Annotated in this window: 20 protein-coding genes; 14 read left to right on the forward strand and 6 right to left on the reverse strand. The window is 68.6% G+C overall.

The window, feature by feature from the left end; all coding sequences use genetic code 11:
* Nucleotides 1–175: 175 nt before the first annotated feature.
* Nucleotides 176–892 carry an NUDIX hydrolase gene (locus IU452_RS36090; protein ID WP_228819352.1) on the forward strand — a complete coding sequence of 239 codons (717 nt, stop codon included), beginning with the start codon at nt 176–178 and terminating at the stop codon, nt 890–892.
* Entirely contained in the window at nt 889–2,082 is a 1,194-nt protein-coding gene (locus IU452_RS36095) for a MarP family serine protease (RefSeq protein ID WP_195113755.1), read from the forward strand. Before IU452_RS36090 ends, IU452_RS36095 begins: the two co-directional genes overlap by 4 nt.
* 55 nt (nt 2,083–2,137) lie before the next feature.
* Here the strand turns inward: IU452_RS36095 and IU452_RS36100 are convergent, their stop codons facing one another.
* The 4 genes from IU452_RS36100 to acs all read right to left on the reverse strand — a co-directional run bounded on the left by IU452_RS36100 (nt 2,138) and on the right by acs (nt 7,231).
* Nucleotides 2,138–3,082: an alpha/beta hydrolase gene (locus tag IU452_RS36100; RefSeq protein ID WP_324193019.1), complete on the reverse strand. Its 945-nt coding sequence runs from the start codon at nt 3,080–3,082 to the stop codon at nt 2,138–2,140.
* Between the two features lie 22 nt (nt 3,083–3,104).
* Nucleotides 3,105–3,611 carry a phage holin family protein gene (locus IU452_RS36105; protein WP_195113757.1) on the reverse strand — a complete coding sequence of 169 codons (507 nt, stop codon included), beginning with the start codon at nt 3,609–3,611 and terminating at the stop codon, nt 3,105–3,107.
* Between the two features lie 39 nt (nt 3,612–3,650).
* Nucleotides 3,651–4,862 (reverse strand): Na+/H+ antiporter NhaA, encoded by a 1,212-nt coding sequence (nhaA, locus tag IU452_RS36110; protein ID WP_416382405.1) that lies wholly within the window; start codon nt 4,860–4,862, stop codon nt 3,651–3,653.
* A 407-nt stretch (nt 4,863–5,269) separates the two neighbouring features.
* Nucleotides 5,270–7,231 (reverse strand): acetate--CoA ligase, encoded by a 1,962-nt coding sequence (acs, locus tag IU452_RS36115; protein WP_195113758.1) that lies wholly within the window; start codon nt 7,229–7,231, stop codon nt 5,270–5,272.
* Between the two features lie 338 nt (nt 7,232–7,569).
* Here acs and IU452_RS36120 point away from each other — a divergent pair, with 338 nt between their 5' ends.
* The 5 genes from IU452_RS36120 to IU452_RS36140 all read left to right on the forward strand — a co-directional run bounded on the left by IU452_RS36120 (nt 7,570) and on the right by IU452_RS36140 (nt 13,810).
* Complete coding sequence (locus IU452_RS36120) at nt 7,570–9,168, forward strand: peptide ABC transporter substrate-binding protein (protein WP_228819334.1); 1,599 nt, start codon at nt 7,570–7,572, stop codon at nt 9,166–9,168.
* Between the two features lie 54 nt (nt 9,169–9,222).
* Nucleotides 9,223–10,149 (forward strand): ABC transporter permease, encoded by a 927-nt coding sequence (locus IU452_RS36125; RefSeq protein WP_195113759.1) that lies wholly within the window; start codon nt 9,223–9,225, stop codon nt 10,147–10,149.
* Nucleotides 10,142–11,101, forward strand: a complete 960-nt coding sequence (locus IU452_RS36130; protein ID WP_195113760.1) for an ABC transporter permease — start codon at nt 10,142–10,144, stop codon at nt 11,099–11,101. Before IU452_RS36125 ends, IU452_RS36130 begins: the two co-directional genes overlap by 8 nt.
* Nucleotides 11,102–11,106: 5 nt before the next feature.
* Nucleotides 11,107–12,798: a dipeptide ABC transporter ATP-binding protein gene (locus tag IU452_RS36135; RefSeq protein ID WP_195113761.1), complete on the forward strand. Its 1,692-nt coding sequence runs from the start codon at nt 11,107–11,109 to the stop codon at nt 12,796–12,798.
* Between the two features lie 271 nt (nt 12,799–13,069).
* Nucleotides 13,070–13,810 (forward strand): oxidoreductase, encoded by a 741-nt coding sequence (locus IU452_RS36140; protein WP_195113762.1) that lies wholly within the window; start codon nt 13,070–13,072, stop codon nt 13,808–13,810.
* Nucleotides 13,811–14,393: 583 nt separating this feature from the next.
* On the opposite strand, the gene IU452_RS36145 is transcribed toward IU452_RS36140, so the two are convergent.
* Nucleotides 14,394–15,206: an HAD-IB family hydrolase gene (locus IU452_RS36145; protein ID WP_195113763.1), complete on the reverse strand. Its 813-nt coding sequence runs from the start codon at nt 15,204–15,206 to the stop codon at nt 14,394–14,396.
* 445 nt (nt 15,207–15,651) lie between these two features.
* Between IU452_RS36145 and ssd the strand changes: the two genes are divergently transcribed.
* The 7 genes from ssd to IU452_RS36180 all read left to right on the forward strand — a co-directional run bounded on the left by ssd (nt 15,652) and on the right by IU452_RS36180 (nt 20,893).
* Nucleotides 15,652–16,737, forward strand: a complete 1,086-nt coding sequence (gene ssd, locus IU452_RS36150; RefSeq protein WP_195113764.1) for a septum site-determining protein Ssd — start codon at nt 15,652–15,654, stop codon at nt 16,735–16,737.
* A gap of 283 nt (nt 16,738–17,020) precedes the next feature.
* A complete protein-coding gene (locus tag IU452_RS36155) occupies nt 17,021–18,208 on the forward strand; it encodes a TadA family conjugal transfer-associated ATPase (RefSeq protein WP_195113765.1) in 1,188 nt (395 codons plus the stop codon).
* A 223-nt stretch (nt 18,209–18,431) separates the two neighbouring features.
* Nucleotides 18,432–19,223 carry a type II secretion system F family protein gene (locus tag IU452_RS36160; RefSeq protein WP_195113766.1) on the forward strand — a complete coding sequence of 264 codons (792 nt, stop codon included), beginning with the start codon at nt 18,432–18,434 and terminating at the stop codon, nt 19,221–19,223.
* Between the two features lie 118 nt (nt 19,224–19,341).
* Nucleotides 19,342–19,917, forward strand: a complete 576-nt coding sequence (locus IU452_RS36165) for a type II secretion system F family protein (protein WP_195113825.1) — start codon at nt 19,342–19,344, stop codon at nt 19,915–19,917.
* A gap of 81 nt (nt 19,918–19,998) precedes the next feature.
* Complete coding sequence (locus IU452_RS36170) at nt 19,999–20,187, forward strand: DUF4244 domain-containing protein (RefSeq protein ID WP_195113826.1); 189 nt, start codon at nt 19,999–20,001, stop codon at nt 20,185–20,187.
* 23 nt (nt 20,188–20,210) lie between these two features.
* Nucleotides 20,211–20,525, forward strand: a complete 315-nt coding sequence (locus IU452_RS36175; protein WP_324193020.1) for a TadE family type IV pilus minor pilin — start codon at nt 20,211–20,213, stop codon at nt 20,523–20,525.
* Nucleotides 20,522–20,893 carry an Rv3654c family TadE-like protein gene (locus IU452_RS36180; RefSeq protein WP_195113768.1) on the forward strand — a complete coding sequence of 124 codons (372 nt, stop codon included), beginning with the start codon at nt 20,522–20,524 and terminating at the stop codon, nt 20,891–20,893. The genes IU452_RS36175 and IU452_RS36180 overlap by 4 nt, the downstream gene beginning before the upstream one ends.
* 332 nt (nt 20,894–21,225) lie before the next feature.
* On the opposite strand, the gene IU452_RS36185 is transcribed toward IU452_RS36180, so the two are convergent.
* A complete protein-coding gene (locus IU452_RS36185) occupies nt 21,226–23,619 on the reverse strand; it encodes a DEAD/DEAH box helicase (protein ID WP_195113769.1) in 2,394 nt (797 codons plus the stop codon).
* Nucleotides 23,620–23,632: the final 13 nt, after the last annotated feature.

The following is a 23,632-nucleotide window of genomic DNA, read 5'->3' on the forward strand; positions in this document are numbered from 1 at the left end:
TCCGGCGAACGGCCGTGTGGGCGACGATGATCGAAGCATGAGCGATGGGACCGGAGGTCGCGTGCATACCGGCGCGCGGCCTGGCGCCCGCGCGCAGGACGGCGTGAGCGATAGGTCCGGAGGAGGCAGCGTGCATGACCGGGAAGGCCGCGAGGAGGCCGGTGTCGCAGCGAGACTGGTGACCGACGATATTCCGCAGTGGCTACGCGGGGTGGCCGAACACGAACCGGCCGACCCCACCGGCGTCAATCCGGTGCTCAACCGCAAGACGATGCAGAAGGTCGTCTCCGCGGCGCTGCGTCCGCGGCAGGCGGCGGTGCTGGTGCTGTTCGGTGGTTCGCCGCAGCCGGATCCCGAGGGGCCCGGCGGGCTGCCCGCCGATGCCGATGTCCTGCTCACCCAGCGCGCGGCGACCCTGCGTCAGCATCGCGGGCAGGTGGCGTTCCCGGGCGGCGGCGTGGAACCCGGCGACGACGGCCCGATCGACACCGCGCTGCGCGAGGCCCGCGAGGAGACCGGCCTGGATCCGATCGGGGTCGAGCCGATCGCGGTGTTACCGAAGATCTTCGTGCCGCCCTCGCGATTCGACGTGGCCCCGGTGATCGCCTACTGGCGCACGCCCGGCGAGGTCCGGGTGGTCAGCGAGACCGAGGCGGCGCGGGTGGTGCGGGTGCCGATCGCGGACCTGATCGATCCGGCCAACCGATTCGTGGTGCGACATCCGCTGGGCTACATGGGCCCGGCATTCGCCGTGGACGGCATGCTCGTCTGGGGCTTCACGGCCGGCGTCCTCGCCGGTCTGCTGGCGGTTTCGGGATGGGAGCGGGAATGGGATCACCACGACGTGCGTGATCTGCAGGCCTCGCTCGCGGCAGTGGGGATGACGTTATGAGTTCCTCGGCGTGGCTCGACCTCGCGGTCGTGATCATCGCGCTGCTCGCCGCCTCCTCCGGGTGGCGGCAGGGCGCCGTCGCATCGGCGCTGGCATTCCTAGGCGTGGTGCTCGGTGCGGTGGCCGGGATCCTGATCGCCCCGCACATCCTGATCCACGTCAGCGAGGGCCGTAAACGCGTGCTGGTCGGCGTGGTGCTGATCGTCGCGCTGGTCATCGTCGGCGAGGTCGCGGGAATGGTGTTGGGGCGCGCGGCCCGCAGCGGTATGCGCCACCCGTTCACCCGCAGCGTCGACAGCGTGGTGGGCGCGGCCCTGCAGTGTGTGGCGGTACTGGTGACGGCCTGGCTGCTGGCGCTGCCGCTGGCCTCGTCGTCGCAGCCGGCGATCGCCGCGGCCGTCAACGGGTCTCGCGTCCTGTCGGATGTGAACCAGGTGGCGCCGAACTGGCTGCGCAAGGTGCCCAACGAATTCTCCAAGCTGCTCAACACCTCCGGCCTGCCGGACGTGATCGGCCCGTTCGGCCGGGCCCCGATCGCGGCGGTGGAGCCGCCGGATCCGAGCGTCCTCCAGTCGCCGGTGGCGTTGAACCTGCAGTTCAGCGTGTTGCGGATCCGCGGTGTCGCGCCGAGTTGCCAACGGCAGCTGGAGGGTACGGGCTTCGTCGTCGCGCCGGAGCGGATCATGACCAACGCCCACGTGGTCGCGGGCACCACCACCGTGGCGGTGGATACGGCGCGGGGATCGCTGGACGCGACCGTGGTGCTGTTCGATCCGAACAAGGACGTGGCCATTCTGGATGTGCCGGGCCTGAACGCCTCGGTGATCCCGCTGGCCTCGACCCCGGCGAAGTCGAGCGAGAGTGCCATCGTGCTCGGCTATCCCGGCGGCGGGCAGTACACCGCCAGCGCGGCCCGCGTCCGCGAGACGCTGGATCTGACCGGCCCCAACATCTACAAGAACGGCACCGTGACCCGCGAGGTCTACACCATCCGCGGGCGGGTGCAGGCGGGCAATTCCGGTGGGCCGCTGGTGGATACCGACGGTGAGGTGCTCGGCATGGTCTTCGGCGCCGCGACCACCGACGAGGACACCGGTTACGTGCTGTCGCTCAATGAGGTTCAACCGGATCTCGTCGCCGCCGCGAACGCGTCGGGCCCGGTGCCCACCGGAGAGTGTGTGCTGAGTTAGTGATCGGTGGGGCCGCAGGCGAAAACGCTTGCGGCCCCACCTTTTACCGCTGATATCAGGCCAGGAGTTTCGCCAGTTCGGCCGTGACCGACTCCGGGCTCTCCTGGTGGGCGAAATGGCCGACGCCGGGGACCCGCACGATACGGCGGTCCGGCGACAGGCGGTGGGCGCGGTGCACGGTGGTGTCGAGGATGTAGCGGTCGGCGTCGCCGTGCAGGACCAGGACCGGGACGCGGACGGGTTCGCGCATGGCCGACATGAATCGGTAACCGTCGGGCCGCCACTGACTACGGAAGGCCCAGCGCTGATACTCCAGCGCGCAGTGCGCGACACCGGAAATCCGGATGGCCGAGCGCATCCGGTGTGCGGTATCGACGAAGTCGGTGGTGCGCGACCAGTCGTGGCCGACCCGCTGGCGCAGCAGCCGCTCCACCTCGAAGCCGTTGCGCCGGGTCAGCAGGTGTTCGCCGTAACGGGGCGGTTGATAGCGCAGGAAATTCGGCAGCCAGGCCGAGCGCTGTCGTCGGTCCCGCAGGACCGCCTGCTTGAGCGCGACCGGATGCGGCGAGCTCACCAGCGCGATCGAGCGCACCAATCGCGGATGCAACACCGCGGTCGCCCAGCACACCAGACCGCCCTCGGCATGTCCGACCAGCGTCGCTTCGGTATGCCCGAGGGCGCGGATGAGTCCGGCGACGTCGCCCGCCAGCGTCCAACCGTCGTAGCCGCGCGGGGGTTTGTCGGAGTCGCCGTAGCCGCGCAGATCCACCGCGACCGCGCGATAGCCCAACTCGGCCAGGCCGGTCAGCTGATGCCGCCACGACCACCAGAAGTCGCCGAAGCCGTGCAGCAACAACACCAGTGGGGTCTCGGCGAACACGGCGTGCGCCGGGGCCGCCTCGACCACGTGGAAGCGAATGCCGTTGGCATGGACGTCCTTGTGGGTCCACGGTCCGTCGTAGCGGACGCTGGACGGATCCGGACTCGGGTTCGACGACACGCCGAAAAGCGTAGTGCGCGACTCAGGCGCTCGGCTTGTCGGCGGCATGACGACCGTAGGACTCGTCGTGCGAGCCTACATGCGGCAGAACCGTGCGGGTCTCCTTGAGCGACTCGATGGTCTTCTCGGGTGCCCGCAGTTTGCGCACCTTGCGATAGCCCAGGAAGGCGAACAGCGCCACGGCGACGACCATCACCCCGAACACGATCAGGAATGCCGCCCACCGGTACAGCCACACATCGAGCAGTTCGGCCACGAAGAAGAAAAAGAAGAAGGTGGAGAACAGCAGGATGGCCAGCGCGACGATGAAGTAGACGCTGCCCTGCAGGCCCTTCTTGATCTCGCCCGTCACCTCGGTCTTGGCGAGCTTCACCTCCGCGCGCACCAGGGTCGACACCTGCTCGGCGGCATCGCGCACCAGATCGCCGATGCTGGCGTTCCCGACGGTGTCGACCTCCGACAGCGGAATCGAGGTGATGGTCCGGTTGCGGCCCGTGTCCTGCCCGTTACCGCCCTGTGTGAAGCTCAATTGCTCGACCCTTCTCCATCTCCCGGTGCTGCCCGGCCTTCACTCGTATCCGGCAGCTGCGCGTGCGTCGTGCCGCGCCTGGTGCGCACGGCCCCGTCGCAACAGTAGCGCCGAACCCAGCAGCGACGCCGTCATTGACGTCATCAACACGGCGGCTTTCGCCAGTTCGGCGGCGGCGTCGTCGTTCGCCAACGCAAGTTCTGCCACCAAGAGGCTAACGGTGAAGCCGATCGCGCCCAGTACCGACAGGGCGAACATGTCGCGTGAGGCGAGTCCGTCGGGTCGTTGCGCGATGCCCAGGCGCACCGCCAGCCAGCCGGTTCCGAAGATGCCGAGGGTCTTACCGGCGAGCAGGCCGACGATGATCGCCAACGCCAGCCGATCGGTGAACAGCTCGCCGAAGACCGCCACCGACAGCGGGACTCCGGAGGCGAACAGCGCGAACAGCGGAACGCAGACGCCCGCGGAGATCGGCTGGAACAGATGCTCGAGCCGGGTGGCCGGTGCCTCGTCCTCGCCCGGGTCGGTCCGGACCCGGGTCAGCAGGCCGCAGAGCACCCCGGCCAGGGTGGGGTGAATCCCGGCCTCGTGCAGGGCATACCAGGACGTCAGCGCCAGCGGGACGTAGATCAGCGGGCTGCCCAGCCGCCGTCGTTGCGCCAGCGCCCAGGCAGCGAAGCAGGCCGCGGCGGCGAGCAGCCAGCCCATCGCGATCGAGCTGGTGAACAGCACCGCGATCAGGATGATGGCGATCAGATCGTCGACGACGGCGAGGCTGAGCAGGAAAACCCGTGCGGTGGTGGGGATCCGGGAGCCGGTCAGGGCGAGCACGGCCAGGGCGAAGGCGATATCGGTAGCGACCGGAATGGCCCAGCCGCGATCCATACCGTCCAGGCCGAAGCCGATGGCCCACGCGATCAAGGCCGGGACGACCACACCACCGATCGCGGCGACAATCGGGAGGGCGGCCCGTTTGCGGTCGGCGAGTTCCCCCACCACCAGCTCCCGCTTGAGTTCGAGCCCGGCGACGAAGAAGAAGATCGCCAGCAGCCCGTCCTTGGTCCAGTCGGCAACGCTCAGATCCAGATGCAGCGGCGCAATCGCCACCCTGGTCTCGGCGAGCGAGAAGTAACTGTCACCCCACGGCGAATTCACCCACAGCAGCGCCACCGCGGCCGCAATCAGCAGCAGCGCCCCACCAACGGTCTCGGTGCGAAGAAACCGAGACAGCTCGGACCGCAGCGGGTCAATGACGTCGGAGCGCAGAGTGGCGATGACAGAGCACCTTTCAACCGGGCGGACAGCGAACGCAATGCGCAAACCCAGCCGATCCGCGGGCGCGCACTACCACACGCCGACCAGACTTCCCGGCACTCCTAACGCCATCTTAACGTGTCCGTCCAGTCGGTTTTCGCCCTGGTTGGTCCGGCAACGCTGCGGAGATGCCGTCATTCCGGCCCTAGGGGGCCGGAATGACGGGAAATGGTGTGGCCGGGCCCATCGATCGAGGGGCCAGCCGTGAATCGAGGCCGACCGCCTCCAAGGTGGCCTTGCCCGTTCCGCTTGTTCGGTGGCACGCACTGTCCCCGTCCCGTCGTTCGGGCTGGGCCGCCCCCATTCCCGTCGTTCCGGCCCCTAGGGCCGGAACGACGGGGTCCTCACCAATTCGCTTTCTTGGCTCGGATGGCCTCGAAGACGTTGGGGTCCACCAAGGTTGAGGTGTCGCCGAGTTCGCGGCCCTCGGCGACGTCGCGGAGGAGGCGGCGCATGATCTTGCCGGAGCGGGTCTTGGGGAGTTCGGGGACGATGTGGATTTCGCGGGGGCGGGCGATGGGGCTGATCTCTCGCGAGACCTCGGCCTTCAGTTCGTCGATCAGGTCCTGGCCGGTGTTGTTCGCCTCGCCGGTCAGGATGACGAACGCCACGATGCCCTGGCCGGTGGTGGCGTCGCTGGCGCCGACGACCGCGGCCTCGGCGACACCGTGGTGTCCCACCAGTGCCGATTCGACCTCGGCGGTGGAAATGCGGTGGCCGGACACATTCATCACGTCGTCGACGCGGCCCAGCACCCACAGGTCGCCGCCGGAGTCGAGCTTGGCGCCGTCACCGGCGAAGTACCAGCCCTGCGCGGCGTACCGCTCCCAGTAGGTGGACCTGTACCGCTGCGGGTCGCCCCAGATGCCCCGCAGCATCGACGGCCACGGCTGATCGAGCACCAGATAGCCGTTGGCCTCGGTCTCGCCGAGCTGCACCGCATTGCCCTCCTCGTCGACCACCTTGGCCGAGATGCCGGGCAGCGGTGTCATGGCGGCACCGGGTTTGGCGGCCGTCACGCCGGGCAGCGGCGAGATCATGATCGCGCCGGTCTCGGTCTGCCACCAGGTGTCCACGACGGGGGTCCGGTTCGAGCCGATGACCTCCCGGTACCAGCGCCAGGCCTCCGGATTGATCGGCTCGCCCACCGAGCCCAGCACCCGCAGGCTCGACAGATCGTGCGCGTCCGGAATCTCGCGGCCCCACTTCATAAAGGTCCGGATCAGCGTGGGCGCGGTGTAGTAGATGCTGACGCCGTACTTCTCGATGATCTGGAAATGCCGATGCTCATCGGGCGAATTCGGCGTGCCCTCGTACACCACCTGGGTGGCCCGATTCGACAGCGGCCCGTACACGATGTAGCTGTGCCCGGTCACCCAGCCGATATCGGCCGTGCACCAGTACACGTCCTGGCCCGGCTTGTGGTCGAAGACGTAGTGGTGGGTGTAGGACGCCTGGGTCAGGTAGCCGCCCGAGGTGTGCAGGATTCCCTTCGGCTTCCCGGTGGTGCCGGAGGTGTAGAGGATGAACAGCGGATGCTCGGCATCGAAGGGCTGCGCCTCGTGCTCCGTCGAGGCCTGCGCCACCGTCTCGTGCCACCACAGGTCGCGGCCCTCGGTCCAGGGCACCTCGATATTCGTGCGGCGCACCACCAGGACGTGCTCGACGCTGGACGGCGTGCCGCCGTGCGCGTACAACGCCTCGTCCACGGCCTCCTTCAGCGGCGCAGCCTTCCCGCGCCGCCACTGCCCGTCGGTCGTGACGACCAGCCGAGCCTCGGCATCGTCGACGCGCTGCCGCAGTGCCGTCGGGGAGAACCCGGCGAACACCACCGAGTGGGTCAGTCCCAGTCGCGCGCACGCCAGCATTGCCACGATGGCCTCGGGGACCATCGGCATGTAGATGGCCACCCGGTCCCCGGCCACCAGACCGAGTTCGGTGAAGTAGTTGGCGGCCTGGCCGACCTCGGCCAGCAGCTGCGCATAGGTGATGTCGCGGGAATCGCCCGGCTCGCCCTCCCAGTGGATGGCGACCTGATCGCCGTGGCCGTCGACGACGTGGCGGTCCACGCAGTTGTAGGCGACATTCAGCTTGCCGTCGACGAACCAGCGCGCGAAGGGTGCGTCGTCCCAGTCGAGCACGCGGTTCCACGGCCGATGCCAATGCAGCCGCTCGGCCTGCTCCGCCCAGAACGCCTCGCGGTCGGCGGCGGCCCGGTCGTAGAGAGACGCATCGGCATTGGCCGCGGCGGCGAACTCCGCGGACGGCGGATACGCATCCAGGTGATCAGCGGTGGTTTCGGTCATCTCGTCTCTTCTTTCGCATGCACTTCGGCCGGGGGTGACCGCGGCCACGTTTCGACAGTAACGGACTGTGACGCAGCCCCTAGGACCGAACCATGACCGAACCGTCAACCCTGCCGACGCATCTAGCCGGATTGCGCAATTCGCACTCGCAACCGGGGCCAATGGGTCGGATATGTTGCCGAATTGCTAACAAGCCGAACAAACACCGGCCGATCCGCTGACAACCCGGTTGCAGGTGGCTACTGTCCGTTTCACCCAAGGTGGATCGTCGGTGCCCACGGGCCGATCCCTGCGCGTGCCGTCGGTCCTCCTGCCCTTCCTGAACCGGGAGAACTGCGTTGAGATTCAAGACGATCACCGCGCTGGCTGCGGCAGCACTGTTGGCCACGAGCCTCGCACTGACAGGCTGTACCTCGGGCGGTGGCAGCGATGCCGACATCGTCACCGTGAACGCCGGCGAGCCCCAGCACCCGCTGGTGCCCACCAACGTGAACGAGAATATGGGCGGCCGGGTGATCGATCGCCTGTTTGCGGGGCTGAAGTACTACGACGCCGAGGGCAAGGCCCACAACGAGATGGCCCAGTCGATCGAGACGACGGACCGCCAGCATTACAAGATCACCATCAAGCCGGACTGGAAATTCACCGACGGCACCACGGTGAAGGCGAAGAACTTCGTCGACGCGTGGAACTACGGCGCGCTCAGCACCAACGGCCAGTTGCAGAACTGGGTGTTCGCCCAGATCGCCGGTTATGACGAGGTGTCGGCGAATCCGCCCAAGGCGCAGACGCTGTCGGGGCTGAAGGTGATCGACGATCGCACCTTCACCGTCGATCTGAAGCAGCCCTCGATCGACTTCGAACTGATGATGGGCTTCACGCCGTTCTACCCGCTGCCCGACTCCGCCTACAAGGACATGACGGCGTTCGGCAACAACCCGATCGGCAACGGCCCCTACAAGTTCGTGTCCTGGGACCACAACGTCAAGATCGATCTCGAGCCGAATCCGGACTATCACGGCGGCCGCCCGGCCAAGAACAAGGGACTGCGGTTCGTGATGTACCAGTCCTACGACACCGCCTACGCGGATCTGCTGGCCGGCAACCTCGATGCCCTCGATGTCATCCCCGATAACGCATTGACCTCGTACAAGCAGGATCTCGGCGACCGCGCCATCTCCAAGCCGATCGCCTACAGCCAGCACATCGGCGTCCAGCCGAACGTGCCGCATTTCGCCGGAGAGGAAGGCGTCCTGCGCCGCAAGGCCATCTCGATGGCCATCAACCGGGAACAGATCGCGCAGAACATCTTCCAGGGCACCCGGGTGCCGTCGCGGGACTTCACCGCGTTCACCCTGGACGGATTCCGGGAGAATCTGCCCGGGTCGGAGGTGCTGAAGTACAACCCGGACGAGGCCAAGAAGCTGTGGGCGCAGGCCGACGCCATCTCGCCGTGGTCGGGCCGCTACGAGATCGCCTACAACTCCGACGGCGGACACCAGGCGTGGATCGAGGCGGTCGCCAACAGCGTCAAGAACACCCTCGGCATCGACGCCGTCGGCGTGCCGTACCCGACGTTCAAGAACATCCGCGACGAGATCAACTCCGGCAAGCTCGGCAAGGCGTTCCGCTACGGCTGGCAGGGCGACTACCCATCGATGTTCGAGTTCCTGACCGCGCTGTTCCTCACCGGCTCGGGCACCAACAACACGCACTACTCCAACCCCGAATTCGACCGGCTGCTGTTCGCCGCGCAGGCCGCACCCACTCCCGAGCAGGCCTACGATCGGCTCGCCGAGGCGCAGCAGGTCCTGTTCAAGGACATGGCCGATATCCCGATCTTCGACTACAACGTCGCGGCCGGGCGCTCGGACAAGGTGAAGAAGGCCGAGGTCACCTGGTCGGGCCTGTTCGATTTCGAGAACATCGAGAAGTAGCCGCCCGCGGGGGTCGTGCGCATGCACGGCCCCCGCAGCTCATAGGAGTGAAACATGGCTTGGTATGTCGTGCGGCGGTTGCTCCAGATGATTCCGGTCTTCCTCGGAGCCACGCTGCTCATCTACGCAATGGTTTTCCTGCTGCCCGGCGATCCGATCCGGGCGCTGGCCGGTGACCGGCCCATGACTCCGGCGGTGGAGGCCGCGCTGCGGGCCCGCTACCACCTGGATCAGCCGTTCATCGTGCAATATCTGCAGTACCTGAAGGGGATTCTCACCTTCGATTTCGGAACGTCCTTCTCGGGTCGGCCGGTCCGGGAGGAACTGGCCCGGGCGTTCCCGATCACCTTCCGGCTCGCGATCATGGCGGTGGTCATCGAGGGTGTGTTCGGCGTGCTGTTCGGCCTGGTCGCCGGACTGCGCAAGGGCAAGCTGTTCGATTCCACGCTGCTGGTGTTCAGCCTGATCATCATCGCCGTGCCGATCTTCGTGGTCGGTTTCCTCGCGCAGTTCGTGATCGGCATCAAATGGAGTCTGGCGCCGGTCACCGTCGGCAGCAAGGCGGGTTTCGGCGATCTGCTGATGCCGGCCATCGTGCTGGGTTCGCTGTCGTTCGCCTATGTCCTGCGGCTGACCCGAAACTCGGTGGCCGAGAACATGAGTGCGGATTACGTCCGCACCGCCACCGCGAAGGGGCTGGGCCGCCGCCGCGTGATCACGGTCCACATCCTGCGCAATTCGATGATCCCGGTGATCACTTTCCTCGGCGCCGATCTGGGCAGCCTGATGGGCGGCGCGATCGTCACCGAGGGCATCTTCAACATTCCCGGCGTCGGCGGGACGCTCTACCAGGCCATCACCCGGGGCGAACCGCCCACGGTCGTGGCCTTCGTGACGGTTTTGATCCTGGTCTTCCTGATCTCGAATCTGATCGTCGATCTGCTCTACGCCGCACTCGATCCGAGGATCCGCTATGCCTGACCAACAGACCGAGGTCCGGCCGATCAGGCCCGGACAGGAGCGTTACGTGGCCCCGCCGGACGAGGTGGAGGTGCTGGCCACCGACCGGCTCGATGAAACCGCCACACCGACCAGCGTGTGGCGCGACGCCTGGCGGCAGCTGCGGCGCAATCCGATCTTCCTGATCGCCGCGGTGCTGATCGCCTTCGTGCTGGTCGTGGTCGCGTGGCCCGGATTGTTCACCAGTCTGGATCCGCGGTACTGCAGCGGCGATTTCAGCATGCATCCACCCAGCAGCGGGCATCCGTTCGGATTCGACAAGCAGGGCTGCGACATCTTCGCGCGCACCCTGTACGGGGCACGGGCGTCGGTCGCGACCGGTGTCGGCGCGACGGTGCTGTTCGTCCTGATCGGCGGCACGGCCGGGGCATTGGCCGGGTACTACGGCGGGCTTCTGGATTCGATCGTGTCGCGGATCGCGGAGATCTTCTATGCCCTGCCGCTGATGCTGGCCGCGATCGTGATCATGTCGTTGCTGGAGTCGCGGACGGTCTTCACCGTCATGATCACCCTGGCCTCGTTCAGCTGGCCGCAGGCCGCGCGCATCGCCCGCGGTGCGGTGATCCAGGCCAAGAACAGTGAATACGTCACGGCCGCAAAGGCATTGGGTGTGTCGCGATTCCGCACCCTGATCCGGCACGTACTGCCGAATTCGGCCGGTCCGCTGATCGTGATCAGCACGATCTGGCTGGGCGTATTCATCGTCACCGAGGCGACGCTGTCCTACCTCGGTGTCGGCCTGTCCCGCACGATCGTGTCCTGGGGTGCCGATATCGCCGCGGATCAGAAGGAGATCCGCACCTCCGGCATCCTGTTCTATCCCGCAACGGCGTTGGCGCTCACCGTGCTCAGCTTCATTCTGCTGGGCGATGCGGTGCGTGACGCGCTGGATCCCAAGGCGCGCAAGAGGTGACGGAGATGGATCAACCACTGCTCGAGGTCCGCGACCTCAATGTCTGTTTCACCGCCGAGGGCAAGCAGATTCCCGCCGTGCGCGGGGTGAACCTGTCGGTGTACCCGGGCCAGACCGTGGCGATCGTCGGCGAATCCGGGTCCGGCAAGTCGACGACCGCGCACGCGATCATCGATCTGCTGCCCGGTTCCGGCGAGGTCACCTCCGGCTCGATCCTGTTCGACGGCAAGGATCTGGCGAAGGCATCCAAACGCGATATCGTCGCCGTGCGCGGCCGGGGCATCGGCTTCGTCCCGCAGGACCCGATGTCGAATCTCAACCCGGTGTGGAAGGTCGGCTTCCAGATCCGGGAGACCTTGGAGGCCAACGGAATCGCCAAGGGGTCGGCGGCGCGGCACCGGGCGGTCGAACTGCTCAACGAGGCGGGCATGTCCGACGCGCAGCGGCGCGTGAACCAGTATCCGCACGAATTCTCCGGCGGAATGCGTCAGCGCGCGCTGATCGCGATCGGGTTGTCGTGCCGGCCCAAACTGCTCATCGCCGACGAGCCGACCTCCGCGCTGGATGTCACCGTGCAGCGGCAGATCCTCGACCACCTCGATGATCTCACCAGTGAGCTGGGCACCGCGGTGCTGCTGATCACCCACGATCTGGGATTGGCCGCCGAACGGGCCGAACACCTGGTGGTGATGTATCGGGGCCGGGTCGTGGAATCCGGTCCGGCACTGCAGATTCTGCGCGAACCGCAGCATCTGTACACCAAGAAGCTGGTGAACTCGGCGCCGTCGCTGGCCTCACAGCGCCTGTCGTCGGTGCGCAAGCGGGCCGAGGTGCGCGAGCAGGCCGTCCAGGCGGCCGAGCAGCTGGCCGAGACCGACGCCGAATTCGCCAGTGCCCCCGATGATGTGGTGATCGCGGAGAACCTCACCAAGGTCTTCAAGATCCGCGGTAACGCGCCGTGGCGGTCCTCCGACCTCGTCGCCGTGGACGATGTGTCGTTCCGGCTGCGGCGGGGTACCACCACGGCCATCGTGGGCGAGTCCGGCTCCGGGAAATCGACTGTGGCACAGATGGTGCTGGGTCTGCTGGCCCCGACGTCGGGGAAGGTGACCTTCGACGGGCGCGAGGTGGCGACGCTGGACAGCAAGGCCGCCTTGGCGTTTCGGCGGCGCGTGCAGCCGGTGTTCCAGGATCCCTACGGGTCGCTGGACCCCATGTACTCGATCTTCCGCACCATCGAGGAGCCGCTGCGCACGCACGGCATCGGGAGCGGGAAGGAGCGCGAGGCCACGGTCCGGGATCTGCTGGACAAGGTGTCGCTACCGGCCTCGGTCATGCGCCGCTACCCCAACGAGCTGTCCGGCGGGCAGCGCCAGCGCGTGGCGATCGCCCGGGCGCTGGCGCTCTCACCCGAGGTGGTGGTCTGCGACGAGGCGGTCTCGGCGCTGGACGTCCTCGTACAGGCCCAGATCCTGAGCCTGCTCAACGAACTTCAGGCCGAGCTGGGCCTGTCCTACCTGTTCATCACCCACGACCTGGCCGTGGTCCGCCAGATCGCCGACAACGTCGTGGTCATGCAACAGGGCAAAATCGTCGAGGCCGCCACCACCACGGAGGTATTCGACAATCCCCGATCCGACTACACCCGCCGCCTCCTCGCCGCCATCCCCGGCCGAGACCTCCTGAAGACGGCCTGACCCAATCCCCGCCAGCGTGTTCCGGGCCCTGCGCAACGCCCAACCCTTCGCAGGGCCCGTCCACGTCTCCATTCCCTGTCTTGCCCGGCCCGCCAGGAGGACAGGTCTTTCTTGTCCCGTCGACTCAGCCCTCTCGACGCGGGACGCCCTACGTGTGGGCTGCCGGGTCGCCTCTCTATTTCCCTGTCTTCCCGGCCCCTGGGGCCTGGAAGACAGGGCTTCCCATCACGCCCGCATGGCCCAACCGGTGGCTCGAGTAGCGTGTGGGGTCGTGAGTGACGTCCTGCAGCCCCTGGTCGACCTGCCCGGTGTGCGTGACGCGGCCGATCGTGCCCGCGATGCGCTGGCCGAGGTGCATATGCACAAGGCCAATCGCCGGGGCTGGCCGACCACCGCCGCCGAGGCGGCCGTGCGGGCGGCGCGGTCGTCGGCGGCCATCGACGGCGGCAGCACCGAACTGCCCATCGACGGTCGGCAGGCGGACCCCATCCTGACGGGCGCGCTGCGGGTCGGGCAGGCCCTGGACGGCGATGCCCTGCGCAATCTGGTCGGCGTCTGGCAGCGCGCGCCGCTGCAGGCACTCGCTCGGCTGCACCTGCTGGCCGCCGCCGATCTGGCCGACGAACAACAGCTGGGGCGTCCCCGGAACACGCCCGGTATCGCCGAACGGCTGGATCTCCTCGCGCAGACCGCGCTGACCTCGACCGCGCCGGCACCGGTCGTGGCGGCCGTGGTGCACGGAGAACTGTTGGCGCTGCAACCCTTCGGCACCGCCGACGGCATCGTGGCCCGGGCCGCCTCGCGGCTGGTTGCGGTGTCCAGCGGTCTCGACCCCCACAGTCTGGGTGTGCCCGAGGTGTTCTGGCTGCGCCGTCGGCAGGCTTATCTGGATGCCGCCGCCGGATTCGGCACCGGGACGCCGGAGGGCGTCGGCGGCTGGGTCATCCTCTGCTGCGGAGCCCTGGAAGACGGTGCGCGCGAGGCCCGTTCGATCGCCGACGCGGCTGTGTAATTGGCGCCGCCTCCGGCGTCGCGGATTCGCGGCCCCTGAGGCTCGCTTCTTCCCTCCTCCGCTCCTCCGCTTCGCTCCCCCGCTCCGTCAGTCCAGAAACGAGCCGGGCCGCGAATCCCGAAGGTGCCGGACCAAGGTGCCCATACACATCAATGCGGGCGGCGTAGTCGTTGAACGACCTCACCGCCCGCTAGCACGGACCACCCGGTTACCAAGCGTGCTGTTCGGGTTGTGTTCTGCGGCCTCGGCGATTCGCCGGACTCCGACGGTTCATCCCCGCAACCTGTGCGAGGCCATCGCCGTCGCAGGCCCGGTACTCGCAGGCCCACAACGCTGCTGCCCTTGTCGCGGCGCGCTCCGCGTGGGTGCCTGGCGTCCGTGCTGGGAAGGGTGGGATGGGAGATCGGACCTTCTCTTCCGGCCTCGATCTTGGCCTTCCGTCCTTCCCTGCGTCCATTGTTACTCTGTGAGCCCACCCACATCAAGAGCTGGGGAAACATTCAATTACTCGGCGTGTCGACCGGCGTTTCGTGGTGTCCTTGATAGTTGGGTGCAATGACCGAAACCGCCGCGGCCGACCGTCTCAGCGTCGGCGGCGCAACAGGCGATAGCTGATCGCCCCGGCCACCACGGCGCTCAATCCGACCACCGCCGTCGCGGCCACGGTCGTCGACGAGGGCGCCGGAATCCGCGCCCACAGCGACACCGGATTCGAGAAGGTCAGCACCGGCCATCCGCGGGTGACGGCCTCCCGGCGCAGCCCTCGATCCGGATTCACCGCCGTCGGATGACCCACCGCGGACAGCATCGGCAAATCGGTGATCGAATCGGAATAGGCGTAGCAGTGCGCCAGGTCGTAGCCCTCGGTGGCGGCCAGGCGCCGCATCGCCTCCACCTTGCCCTCGCCGTAGCAGTAGAACTCGACTTCGCCTGTGTACCTACCGTTTTCGACGACCATTCGGGTGGCCGCGGTATGGGTGGCGCCCAGCGCGGCGGCGATCGGCCCGACCATCTCCTCGCCCGAGGCCGAGACGATCACCACGTCGTGGCCGCGGATCTTGTGGTCGGCGATCAGGTCGGCCGCCTCGGCGTAGATCAGCGGTTCCACCAGCTCGTGCAGGGTCTCGGCGACGATCGCCTTCACCTGGTTGACATCCCAGCCGGCGCACATTTTCGTCAGGTGCTCGCGCATCCGTTCCATCTGGTCGTGGTCGGCGCCCGACAGCAGGAACAGGAAGTGGGCGTAGCTGCTCTCCAGGACGGTCCGGCGGTTGAGCAGGCCCTGATCGAAGAACGGTTTGCTGAACACGAAGGCGCTCGACTTGGCGATGACCGTCTTGTCCAGGTCGAAGAAGGCGGCGATGCGCCCGCCCGGCGGCCTCGTCTGGGTATTCATTCGGTTCGTTCCATCCCCCGCGGTTGTCTGGTCGCCCTCGGCCGTCACGCGGTCCAGGATAGGGAGCTCGGCCGCCGTCGAGGCGGTCAGGTTCCCGACCGGATAGGGGTGTGCGCCACCGGAGTTTGCCGCCGTGACGCCGGGTTCGACGGCGGAAACTTCCTCGGCCGGTGGACTTGCGTTTCGGCCGGGGCGTGGGTGTAGTATTGCTGGCACCTGGACATGGTCCAGGCGCGTTCAGCCCGACCCCCCGGGGCTGAACCCCGACGGCCCCAGCCTCCTCCCCCCCCGGCTGGGGCCGTCCTCTATCTTCGGGACTTTTCCCGGCTTACCGTCTGGCAGTAGCTGTTACGCGGGGTTCTGTTCCGGCTCACATCCCCGTAGTTATCCACATTCGGCCGCCGTCCCCTGTTGCCGCTCGGCGATTCGGGCGACGCTGACCTGCATGAATTCCGTTGCAGCGCCCCAATCGCCCGCCCTGGTGGTGGTCTCCGACCATCGGCTGTGCGACGAGGTCCGTCGAATCGCGGCCGCGGCCGACCGGCAGCTCGACGAACGGCCGATGCCGGTCGGCCGTCATGCCTGGCTCGAGGCGGATGTGGTGATCCTCGACACATCCGGTGCGCGTGCGTGCACGGACGCCGGCTATCCCCGGCGATCCGGCACGGTTCTGGTCACCGCGGGCGAACCGGGCCTGCCCGACTGGCAGGCTGCCGCCACCGTGGGCAGCGAGCGGGTCGTCTCCCTACCGGCGGCAGCGGACCTGCTGATCGAGGCATTCGCCGACCGGCCTCGATGCCGATCCGGGGATGGTGCGGTGGTCACCGTCGTCGGCGCGGGCGGCGGCGCGGGCGCCTCGGTTCTCGCCGCGGCGACGGCCCTCACCTCCGCCGTCGGGCGATTCCGTCCCGACACGCTGCTGGTCGACGGCGATCCGGCGGGTGGTGGGCTCGACCTGCTGCTCGGCATCGAATCGGTGGCCGGGCTGCGGTGGCCCGACCTGGCGCTCGAGGACGGCCGGGTCGCGGCCGAGGCACTGCACCGGGCGCTGCCGACGGCGGCGCCCGGATTGAGCGTGCTGGCCTGCGGACGGACGGCCGACGCCGTCCCCGACGAGATCGGCCCGGCCGCCGTGCGCGCCGTGGTGGAGGCGGGCCGTTCCGCCGGCGACCTGGTGGTCTGCGACGTATCCGGCCAACGTGGTCCCCACGTGGACCAGATGCTCGATGCCGCCGACCTCGTCGTCCTGGTGGTGCCCGCCCGCCTGCGCGCGGTGGCCGCCGCCCGTACCGTCACCGCCTACCTACGCACCCGAAACCCCAACCAGGCCTTGATCGTTCGAGGCCCCGCTCCCGGCGGCCTCTGCGGCTCGGAGATCGCCGACGCTCTCGGCCTACCCCTGCTGGCCGCGATCCGCCCCCAATCCGGCCTGGCAGCACACCTCGAACGCGGCGGTCTGACCACCCCTCGCGGCCCACTACGCACGGCCGCGGAATGCATCCTCACCGTCGTCTCGGACGCAGACCGATGAACCGCCCCACGACCAGCGGCCCTATTCCGATGACATGTGTTGTAGCGGAACGGGTTCGGCACGAAAGAAGGCTTGGGCGTGCCGCCGGGCGCTGTCACGGGCCGGGTGCCGGTAGGGCACCGGGATATCCGAGGAGAGCTTGGATGCGAGGACGGTCGAGCGCAGAAGTCGACTGTCGGCCCCTGGCTTGTGCTGTGGCGGAGCAGTTTCGGTATCCGAGCGGGCTTGGACGGGGAGCTGCGATGTGTCAGGGGGCGTTGACCGCCGGGCGTGGGGGCGGGCGATGAGTGGCTTTGTGAACGACGAGTTGTTGGATCGGGTCCGGGAGCGGTTGGCGGCGGAAAACGGTGAGCCGGATCCGGTTCGGGTGGCGGCCGCGATTCGGGCCGAGGCGGGCGGGGTGCTCGGGGATACCGATCTGCTACGTGCGCTGCGGGTATTGCAGACCGAGATGACCGGTGCCGGGGTGTTGGAAACGCTGCTGCACGATCCGCGGGTGTCCGACGTGCTGGTGACCGGGCCGGATGCCGTCTGGGTCGATCGCGGGTACGGGCTGCAACGGACGCCGGTCACCTTTCCGGACGAGGCGGCCGTGCGTCGGCTGGCGCAGCGGCTGGCATTGGCGGCCGGGCGACGACTCGACGATGCACAACCCTGGGTGGACGGTCGGCTCCCGGAAATCGAAGGGCTGGTGGGTGATTCATTCGGCGTGCGGTTGCACGCCGTGCTGGCGCCGATCGCGCACGGCGGCACGTGCCTGTCGTTGCGGGTGCTGCGCCCGGCCAGTCAAGACCTGGATGCACTCGCCCGGAGCGGATCGGTGCCGCCGGACGCGAAAAGATTGCTGGAACGCATGATTCGCGCTCGGCTGGCCTTTCTGGTCGTAGGCGGAACCGGCGCGGGCAAGACCACACTGCTGTCCGGTCTGCTCGCGAAGGTCGATGCGGACGAACGCATCGTCTGCGTCGAGGACGCGGCCGAACTGGCTCCGCCCCACCCCCATGTGGTGCGCCTGGTGGCGCGCACGCCGAATGTGGAGGGCGTCGGCGCGGTCACCGTCCGTGACCTCGTCCGCCAGGCCCTGCGCATGCGCCCGGACCGGATAGTCATCGGTGAGGTCCGGGGCGCGGAAGTGGTCGATCTGCTCACCGCCCTGAACACCGGCCACGACGGCGGCGCCGGAACCGTCCACGCCAACTCACCCCGCGAGGTGCCTGCCCGCCTGGAAGCCCTTGCGGCCCTGGGCGGTATGGGCCGCACGGCCCTGCACAGTCAGCTCGCCGCGGCCGTCCAGGTGGTCCTGCACGTCCACCGCCGCCCCGACGGCACCCGCACCCTGAACGAGATCGGCGTCGTGGTCCGCGCCCCCGATGGCCAGGTCCACATAGACCCCGCATGGCGCAACGACGCAACCCCCACGCCTGCTGCCCCCACCCTCCACCGCCTCCTCGACGAACGGCTTCCCCGATGACCTCAGCCACTTGTGTTCCCACCGACACCCGATCGGTCGGCGACCCTCAGCTCGGTCCGCCCACCACGCGCGATAAGCCGATGCTCACGCCTGACAGCGTCTGCCCGGTGCCTCTCTGGGCGCCGTTCCTCCCGACAGACCGACATCTGCATCCTGTCCGTCCCAGCGGATACGACTGCTCTCTCGGAACGCCCTATCCCGCAGGCATATTCGAGGTGGCAGGATGAGCGCCGCCGTTGCCTGTGCTGCGGTTGCCGTGCTGATGTGGCCGCGCGGTGGGGCGGGCCGGAGGCTCGAGCGGTTGGTCGCGCGTGGTGGGTGGGGCGGTGGCGTTTCGCCGGACCGGTGGTGGTGGGTTCTGGTCGGAGTGGCCATCGTCGGGGCCGCGGTGCTCGGGGTGGGTGTGCTGATTGCGGCTGTCCTGGTCGCGGGGACTCTGGGTGTGCGGGTGCGGCAACTGCGGCGGGATCGTCGGCGCTGCACGGAATGTCGTGCCTTGGCCGGTGGGCTCGAGGTGGTGATCGGGGAACTGCGGGTCGGGGCTCATCCGAGCGCGGCCGCCGCGGCGGCCGCCGACGAGACCGACGGCGTGGCGGCACGCGCCTTCGCGGCCAGCGCCGCCCGCAGCAGGCTCGGCGGTTCGGCGGCGGAAGGGTTGCGAGTGCCCCGTTCGGTCGTGGCCGCCGAGTTGGGCCGCATCGCCGACGCCTGGCAGGTGGCCGAACAGCACGGCCTGGCCCTGGCCGATCTCCTCGATGCGGCCCGCTCAGACCTGCTGGCCCGCATGCGTTTCCGTGACCGCACGACCGCGGCCCTGGCCGGCCCCCGTGCGAGCGCGGCAGTGCTGGCCGGCCTACCCCTGCTCGGCATCACCCTCGGCCAACTGATGGGCGCCGCCCCGCTCTCGGTACTGCTGACCTCCGCCATCGGCACCGTCCTACTCCCCCTGGGCACCGCCCTCGCCTGCCTCGGCCTCCTATGGACCGACTCGATCACCCGAAAGGCACTGATATGACCACCATCCGACCACCTTCCCCAGCCCCAACGCCCCTTCTCCGCGCCGCCGCGACCCCACAGACACGTCGGTGCGGCGGGGCTGAGGAGGGTTGGGGTTGAGCGCGTGGCAGATTGCGATGCTTCTGCTTGCGGGCGCCTTGTTGACGGTGCCGGGGCGTATGGGGCCGATCGGTCGATTGCAGGTTGTTCCCGGCGTGCGGCGCCATCCGCGGGTGCGGCGGGAGGACACCGGAACCGACCCTCTGGCAACGGCATCGGCGTTCGATCTACTGGCAGCCTGTTTGCGGGCGGGGTTACCCGTGGCGACGGCCGTGCGTGCGGTGGCATTCGCCGCCCCGGGGCCGCTCGGCTCCGCCTTGCGACGCGCGGCGGACCTGCTCGCCCTGGGGGCCGACCCCGTCGCCGCCTGGCAGTGCGCCGCCGCCGACGCCGGTTCGGAGGAACTCCGAGCCTTGGCCCGGTTGATACGCCGTTCGGCGCGTTCCGGGGCCGCGCTCGCGGGCGGGGTCGCCGGGCTGGCCGATCAGTGCCGCGCCGCCGTGGAGGACACCTCCGCGGCCCGGGCCGAACGGGCCGGCGTTCTCATCGGTGGCCCACTCGGGCTGTGTTTCCTGCCCGCCTTCCTCTGTCTGGGCATCGTGCCGGTCGTCATCGGCCTGTCCGGTCGTCTACTCGGCGGAGGGCTGCTGTGACCAGAGAACGTGATCGGCGTGGATCCGCCGCGCCGACGCAACAGAAAGGGGAGAGCGGTGCGGACGACGGTTCGATCGGCGCTGCTGCGGCTGCGCCACCGGCTGGGTCAGGTGGTCGAGTCCGACGACGGCATGAGTACGGCCGAATACGCCATCGGGACCATCGCGGCGGCGGCCTTCGGTGCGGTCCTGTACACGGTGGTGACCGGGGATTCGATTGTGAACGCCCTGACCAGCATCATCGACAAGGCGCTGAACACCTCCGTGTGAGGCCCGGCGGCGACCGCGGAGCGGTGACCGTGGAGGCCGCCATCGCGCTCGCGGCCGTGGTCGCCACGGTGCTGTTGTGCCTGGGTGCGCTACTGGCGGCGTCGGTGCAGATCCGCTGTATCGACGCCGCCCGTGAGGCCGCCCGGCTGGCCGCCCGCGGCGCCGACGCCGACGCAACGACCGCGGCACGCAAAGTGGCTCCGCGTGGCGCCGATATCACCGTGCGCACCGAGGGGGAGTGGGTGGTTGCCGTCGTCACGGCCCGAGCGCCGCTCCTGCCCTCGGTGGTCGTGCGCGCGGACGCGGTCGCCGCACTCGAACCGGGACCGGATCCATGACCGCCCGCTCTTGGCGTGCGGCCGACGGGGCCGCCACTGTCGCCGCATGCCTGGCCTTGACCGCACTGCTCGTGGTCACCGTGCTGATCGTTCAGCTCGGAGCGGTCGTGGCGGTCAGGCATCGCGCTCAGGCCGCCGCCGACCTGGGAGCGCTGGCCGCCGCGGGAGCCCTGGCCACCGGCGCCGAGACCGGCTGTGCCCGGGCCGACGAGATCGCGAAGCGCATGCGGGTCCGAGTGCGCGACTGTGCGGTCGAGGGCTGGGACGCGACGATCACCGTCGAGGCGGGCGCCTCGCTCGGCCCCCTCGGTTCCCGAATGGTCCGAGCGGCGGCACGCGCGGGTCCCGTGGACGGCGAAGGCAACTAATTAATACCGGACGGTCTGTGTTCAACAATGCGTGACTCGGGCCACAATCTGTCCGTGGATGTGGCCGAGATAGCCGAATCCCGCTGGCCGGAAATGCACCGTGACTAATTGTTCAATTGATCTATGAAGTGTCATTGGAATTGACGGCGCAAGTCATGGCTAATCACGAGAGCAAAGCGTCAGTTAATATGAGCACATTCCTCTTTATTCATTCCGGGTGGTAGGGACGCGTGACTCGGCTCTCCCCTCGCCGCCTTCGTTCGCGGCCGGTTCGCGGTCGCGCCGGGCCTACCTGTAGGTAGCGAACCGGTCTCGTCATGATGACCTTGGTGTCACGGTTCGGCCTCGTCGCCGTCATCGGGGTCGTCGGGCGGTAGGTCGGTCAGGATCGCCCGCAGCAGGGCGGCGGCCCCCGCCTTGTCCAGCGGGTGGTTGCCGTTGCCGCACTTCGGCGACTGTACGCAGGAAGGACAACCGGCGGGGCACTCGCAGCCGTCGACGACCGCGAGGGTGGCCGCCAGCCAGGTCCGCAGCCGGGCGAAACCGCGCTCGGCGAAGCCCGCTCCGCCGGGGTGACCGTCGTGGACGAACACCGTCGGCAGGCCGGTATCGGGATGTTCGGCAGTGGAGACCCCGCCGATGTCCCAGCGATCGCAGCTGGCGACCAGCGGCAACATCCCGATCGCGGCGTGCTCGGCCGCATGCAGGGCGCCCGGCACGCGCCGAGGTTCGATACCGGCGCGGGCCAGCAGCCGCGGCGTGACCGTGTACAGCACTGCCCGGGTCGGCAGCGTCTGCTCCGGCAGCTCGAGCTCCACCAGGTCCAGCACCTCACCTGTGGGCAGGGTGCGGAGATAGCCCACGACCTGGCGCGATACCCGCACCTGGGCCAATGCGGCCGTCACCTCGCCGTGCCTGCGCTCGGTGGTGACCTCGTCGACGGTGATCGAGGTGACCGCCCGCGCGCTGGTCGTCCAGCCGGGTTGTTCGGCATGCACGAATGCCACCCCGGCCTCGAGATCCAGCTCATCCACGACGTAGGTCTCGCCCTGATGCACATGTACCGCGCCCGGATGCAGGGTGGCCGGGGCACGCCCGGCATCCGTGGTGCCCAGCAGGCGGCCGCTCTCCTCGTCGACGATCGCGACCGTCGTGCCGATGCCGCCGCGCACGTCGACGGCGTCGTGCGGCTGGGTCGAGGCGATGACATGCCACCGCGCCGGGCCCCTGCCGTTCTCCCGCCGCCGGACCAGGCCGTCGGCGGCGAGCTCGGTGAGCAGCTCCCAGGCGTCGAACTCGCGGACCTCGTCATCGGTCAGTGGCTGTTCCAGCGCGGCGCACAGCAGATGCGGCCCCGCCACGTAGGGGTTGTGGGGGTCGGTGATGGTGGCCTCCACCGGCCGTCCCAGCAGCGCCTGCGGGTGGTGCACGAGGTAGTTGTCCAGCGGATCGTCGCGCGCCACCAGCAGCACCAGCGATCCCTGCGCCCGGCGCCCGGCCCGCCCGGCCTGCTGCCAGAACGACGCGACCGTCCCCGGAAATCCCGCGATGACCACGGCATCGAGCCCGGCGATGTCCACGCCCAGTTCCAATGCCGTCGTCGTGGCGGCGCCCACCAAAGATCCGTCGGCCAGGCCCGCCTCCAGTTCCCGCCGGTCCTCGGCCAGATATCCGGCCCGATAGGCGGCAACGCGGTCGGCCAGTTCCGGATCCACCTCGGCGAGCATGCGCCGCGTCTCCATGGCCACCAGCTCCGCACTGCGCCGCGAGCGCACGAACGTCAGCGTCCGGGCACCCTCGGCGACCAGGTCGGTCATGATGCGCGCGGCCTCCATGGTCGCCGGTCGCCGGACGGGCGCACCGTTCTCACCGACGGCGGCCAGCAGCGCGGGTTCCCAGAGGGCCACGGTCCGGGCGCCCTGGGGCGAGCCGTCCTCGGTCACCGCGACACAGGGTGCGCCGATCAGACGGGATGCGGCCACCGCCGGATCGGCGGTGGTGGCCGAGGACAGGACGAATACCGGATCGGCGCCGTAATGCCGGGCGAGGCGGCGCAGCCGGCGCAGCACCATCGCCACATGCGAGCCGAATACTCCCCGATAGGCATGGCATTCGTCGACCACGACATAGCGCAACTGCCGCAGCACCCGTGCCCAACGCTGATGTGAGCGCAGAATGCCCAGGTGCAGCATGTCGGGATTGGTGAAGATCCAGCGCGCATTGGCCCGCACCCATTGCCGGATCTCGGCCGGGGTGTCGCCGTCGTAGGTGGCGGGATGGATGTCGCGCAGCGGTCCCTCATGAGTGAGCGCACCTGTCGCGCGGAGCTGATCCGCACCCAGCGCCTTGGTCGGGGATAGATATAGAGCGGTGGCCCGCGGGTCCGCTTGCAGCGCGGTGAGCACCGGCAATTGATAGCCGAGCGATTTACCGGATGCGGTCCCCGTACAGACGACAACGTGTTGTCCACTCGCGGCCAACTCCGCTGTGCGGGTCTGATGTGACCACGGGGCTTCTATACCGCACGCGCGAAACGCTGCGATCACATCCGGCGATACCCACGACGGCCAGGTCGTGATCCGTGCCGCGCGCGCCGGAAGGTCCGTGACGTGGGTCAATCGGGCATTGCCGTCCGGAAGTCCCAAAAGGACACGATTCAGCAACGATCCGCCAAAGCTCGATCCCGGAGCAGGGTGAGTTCGGGTGTAGGGGTCGGTCGGATTCATCGGACCGAGACCG

Source organism: Nocardia transvalensis, assembly GCF_015477765.1.
Taxonomy (GTDB): domain Bacteria; phylum Actinomycetota; class Actinomycetes; order Mycobacteriales; family Mycobacteriaceae; genus Nocardia; species Nocardia transvalensis_A.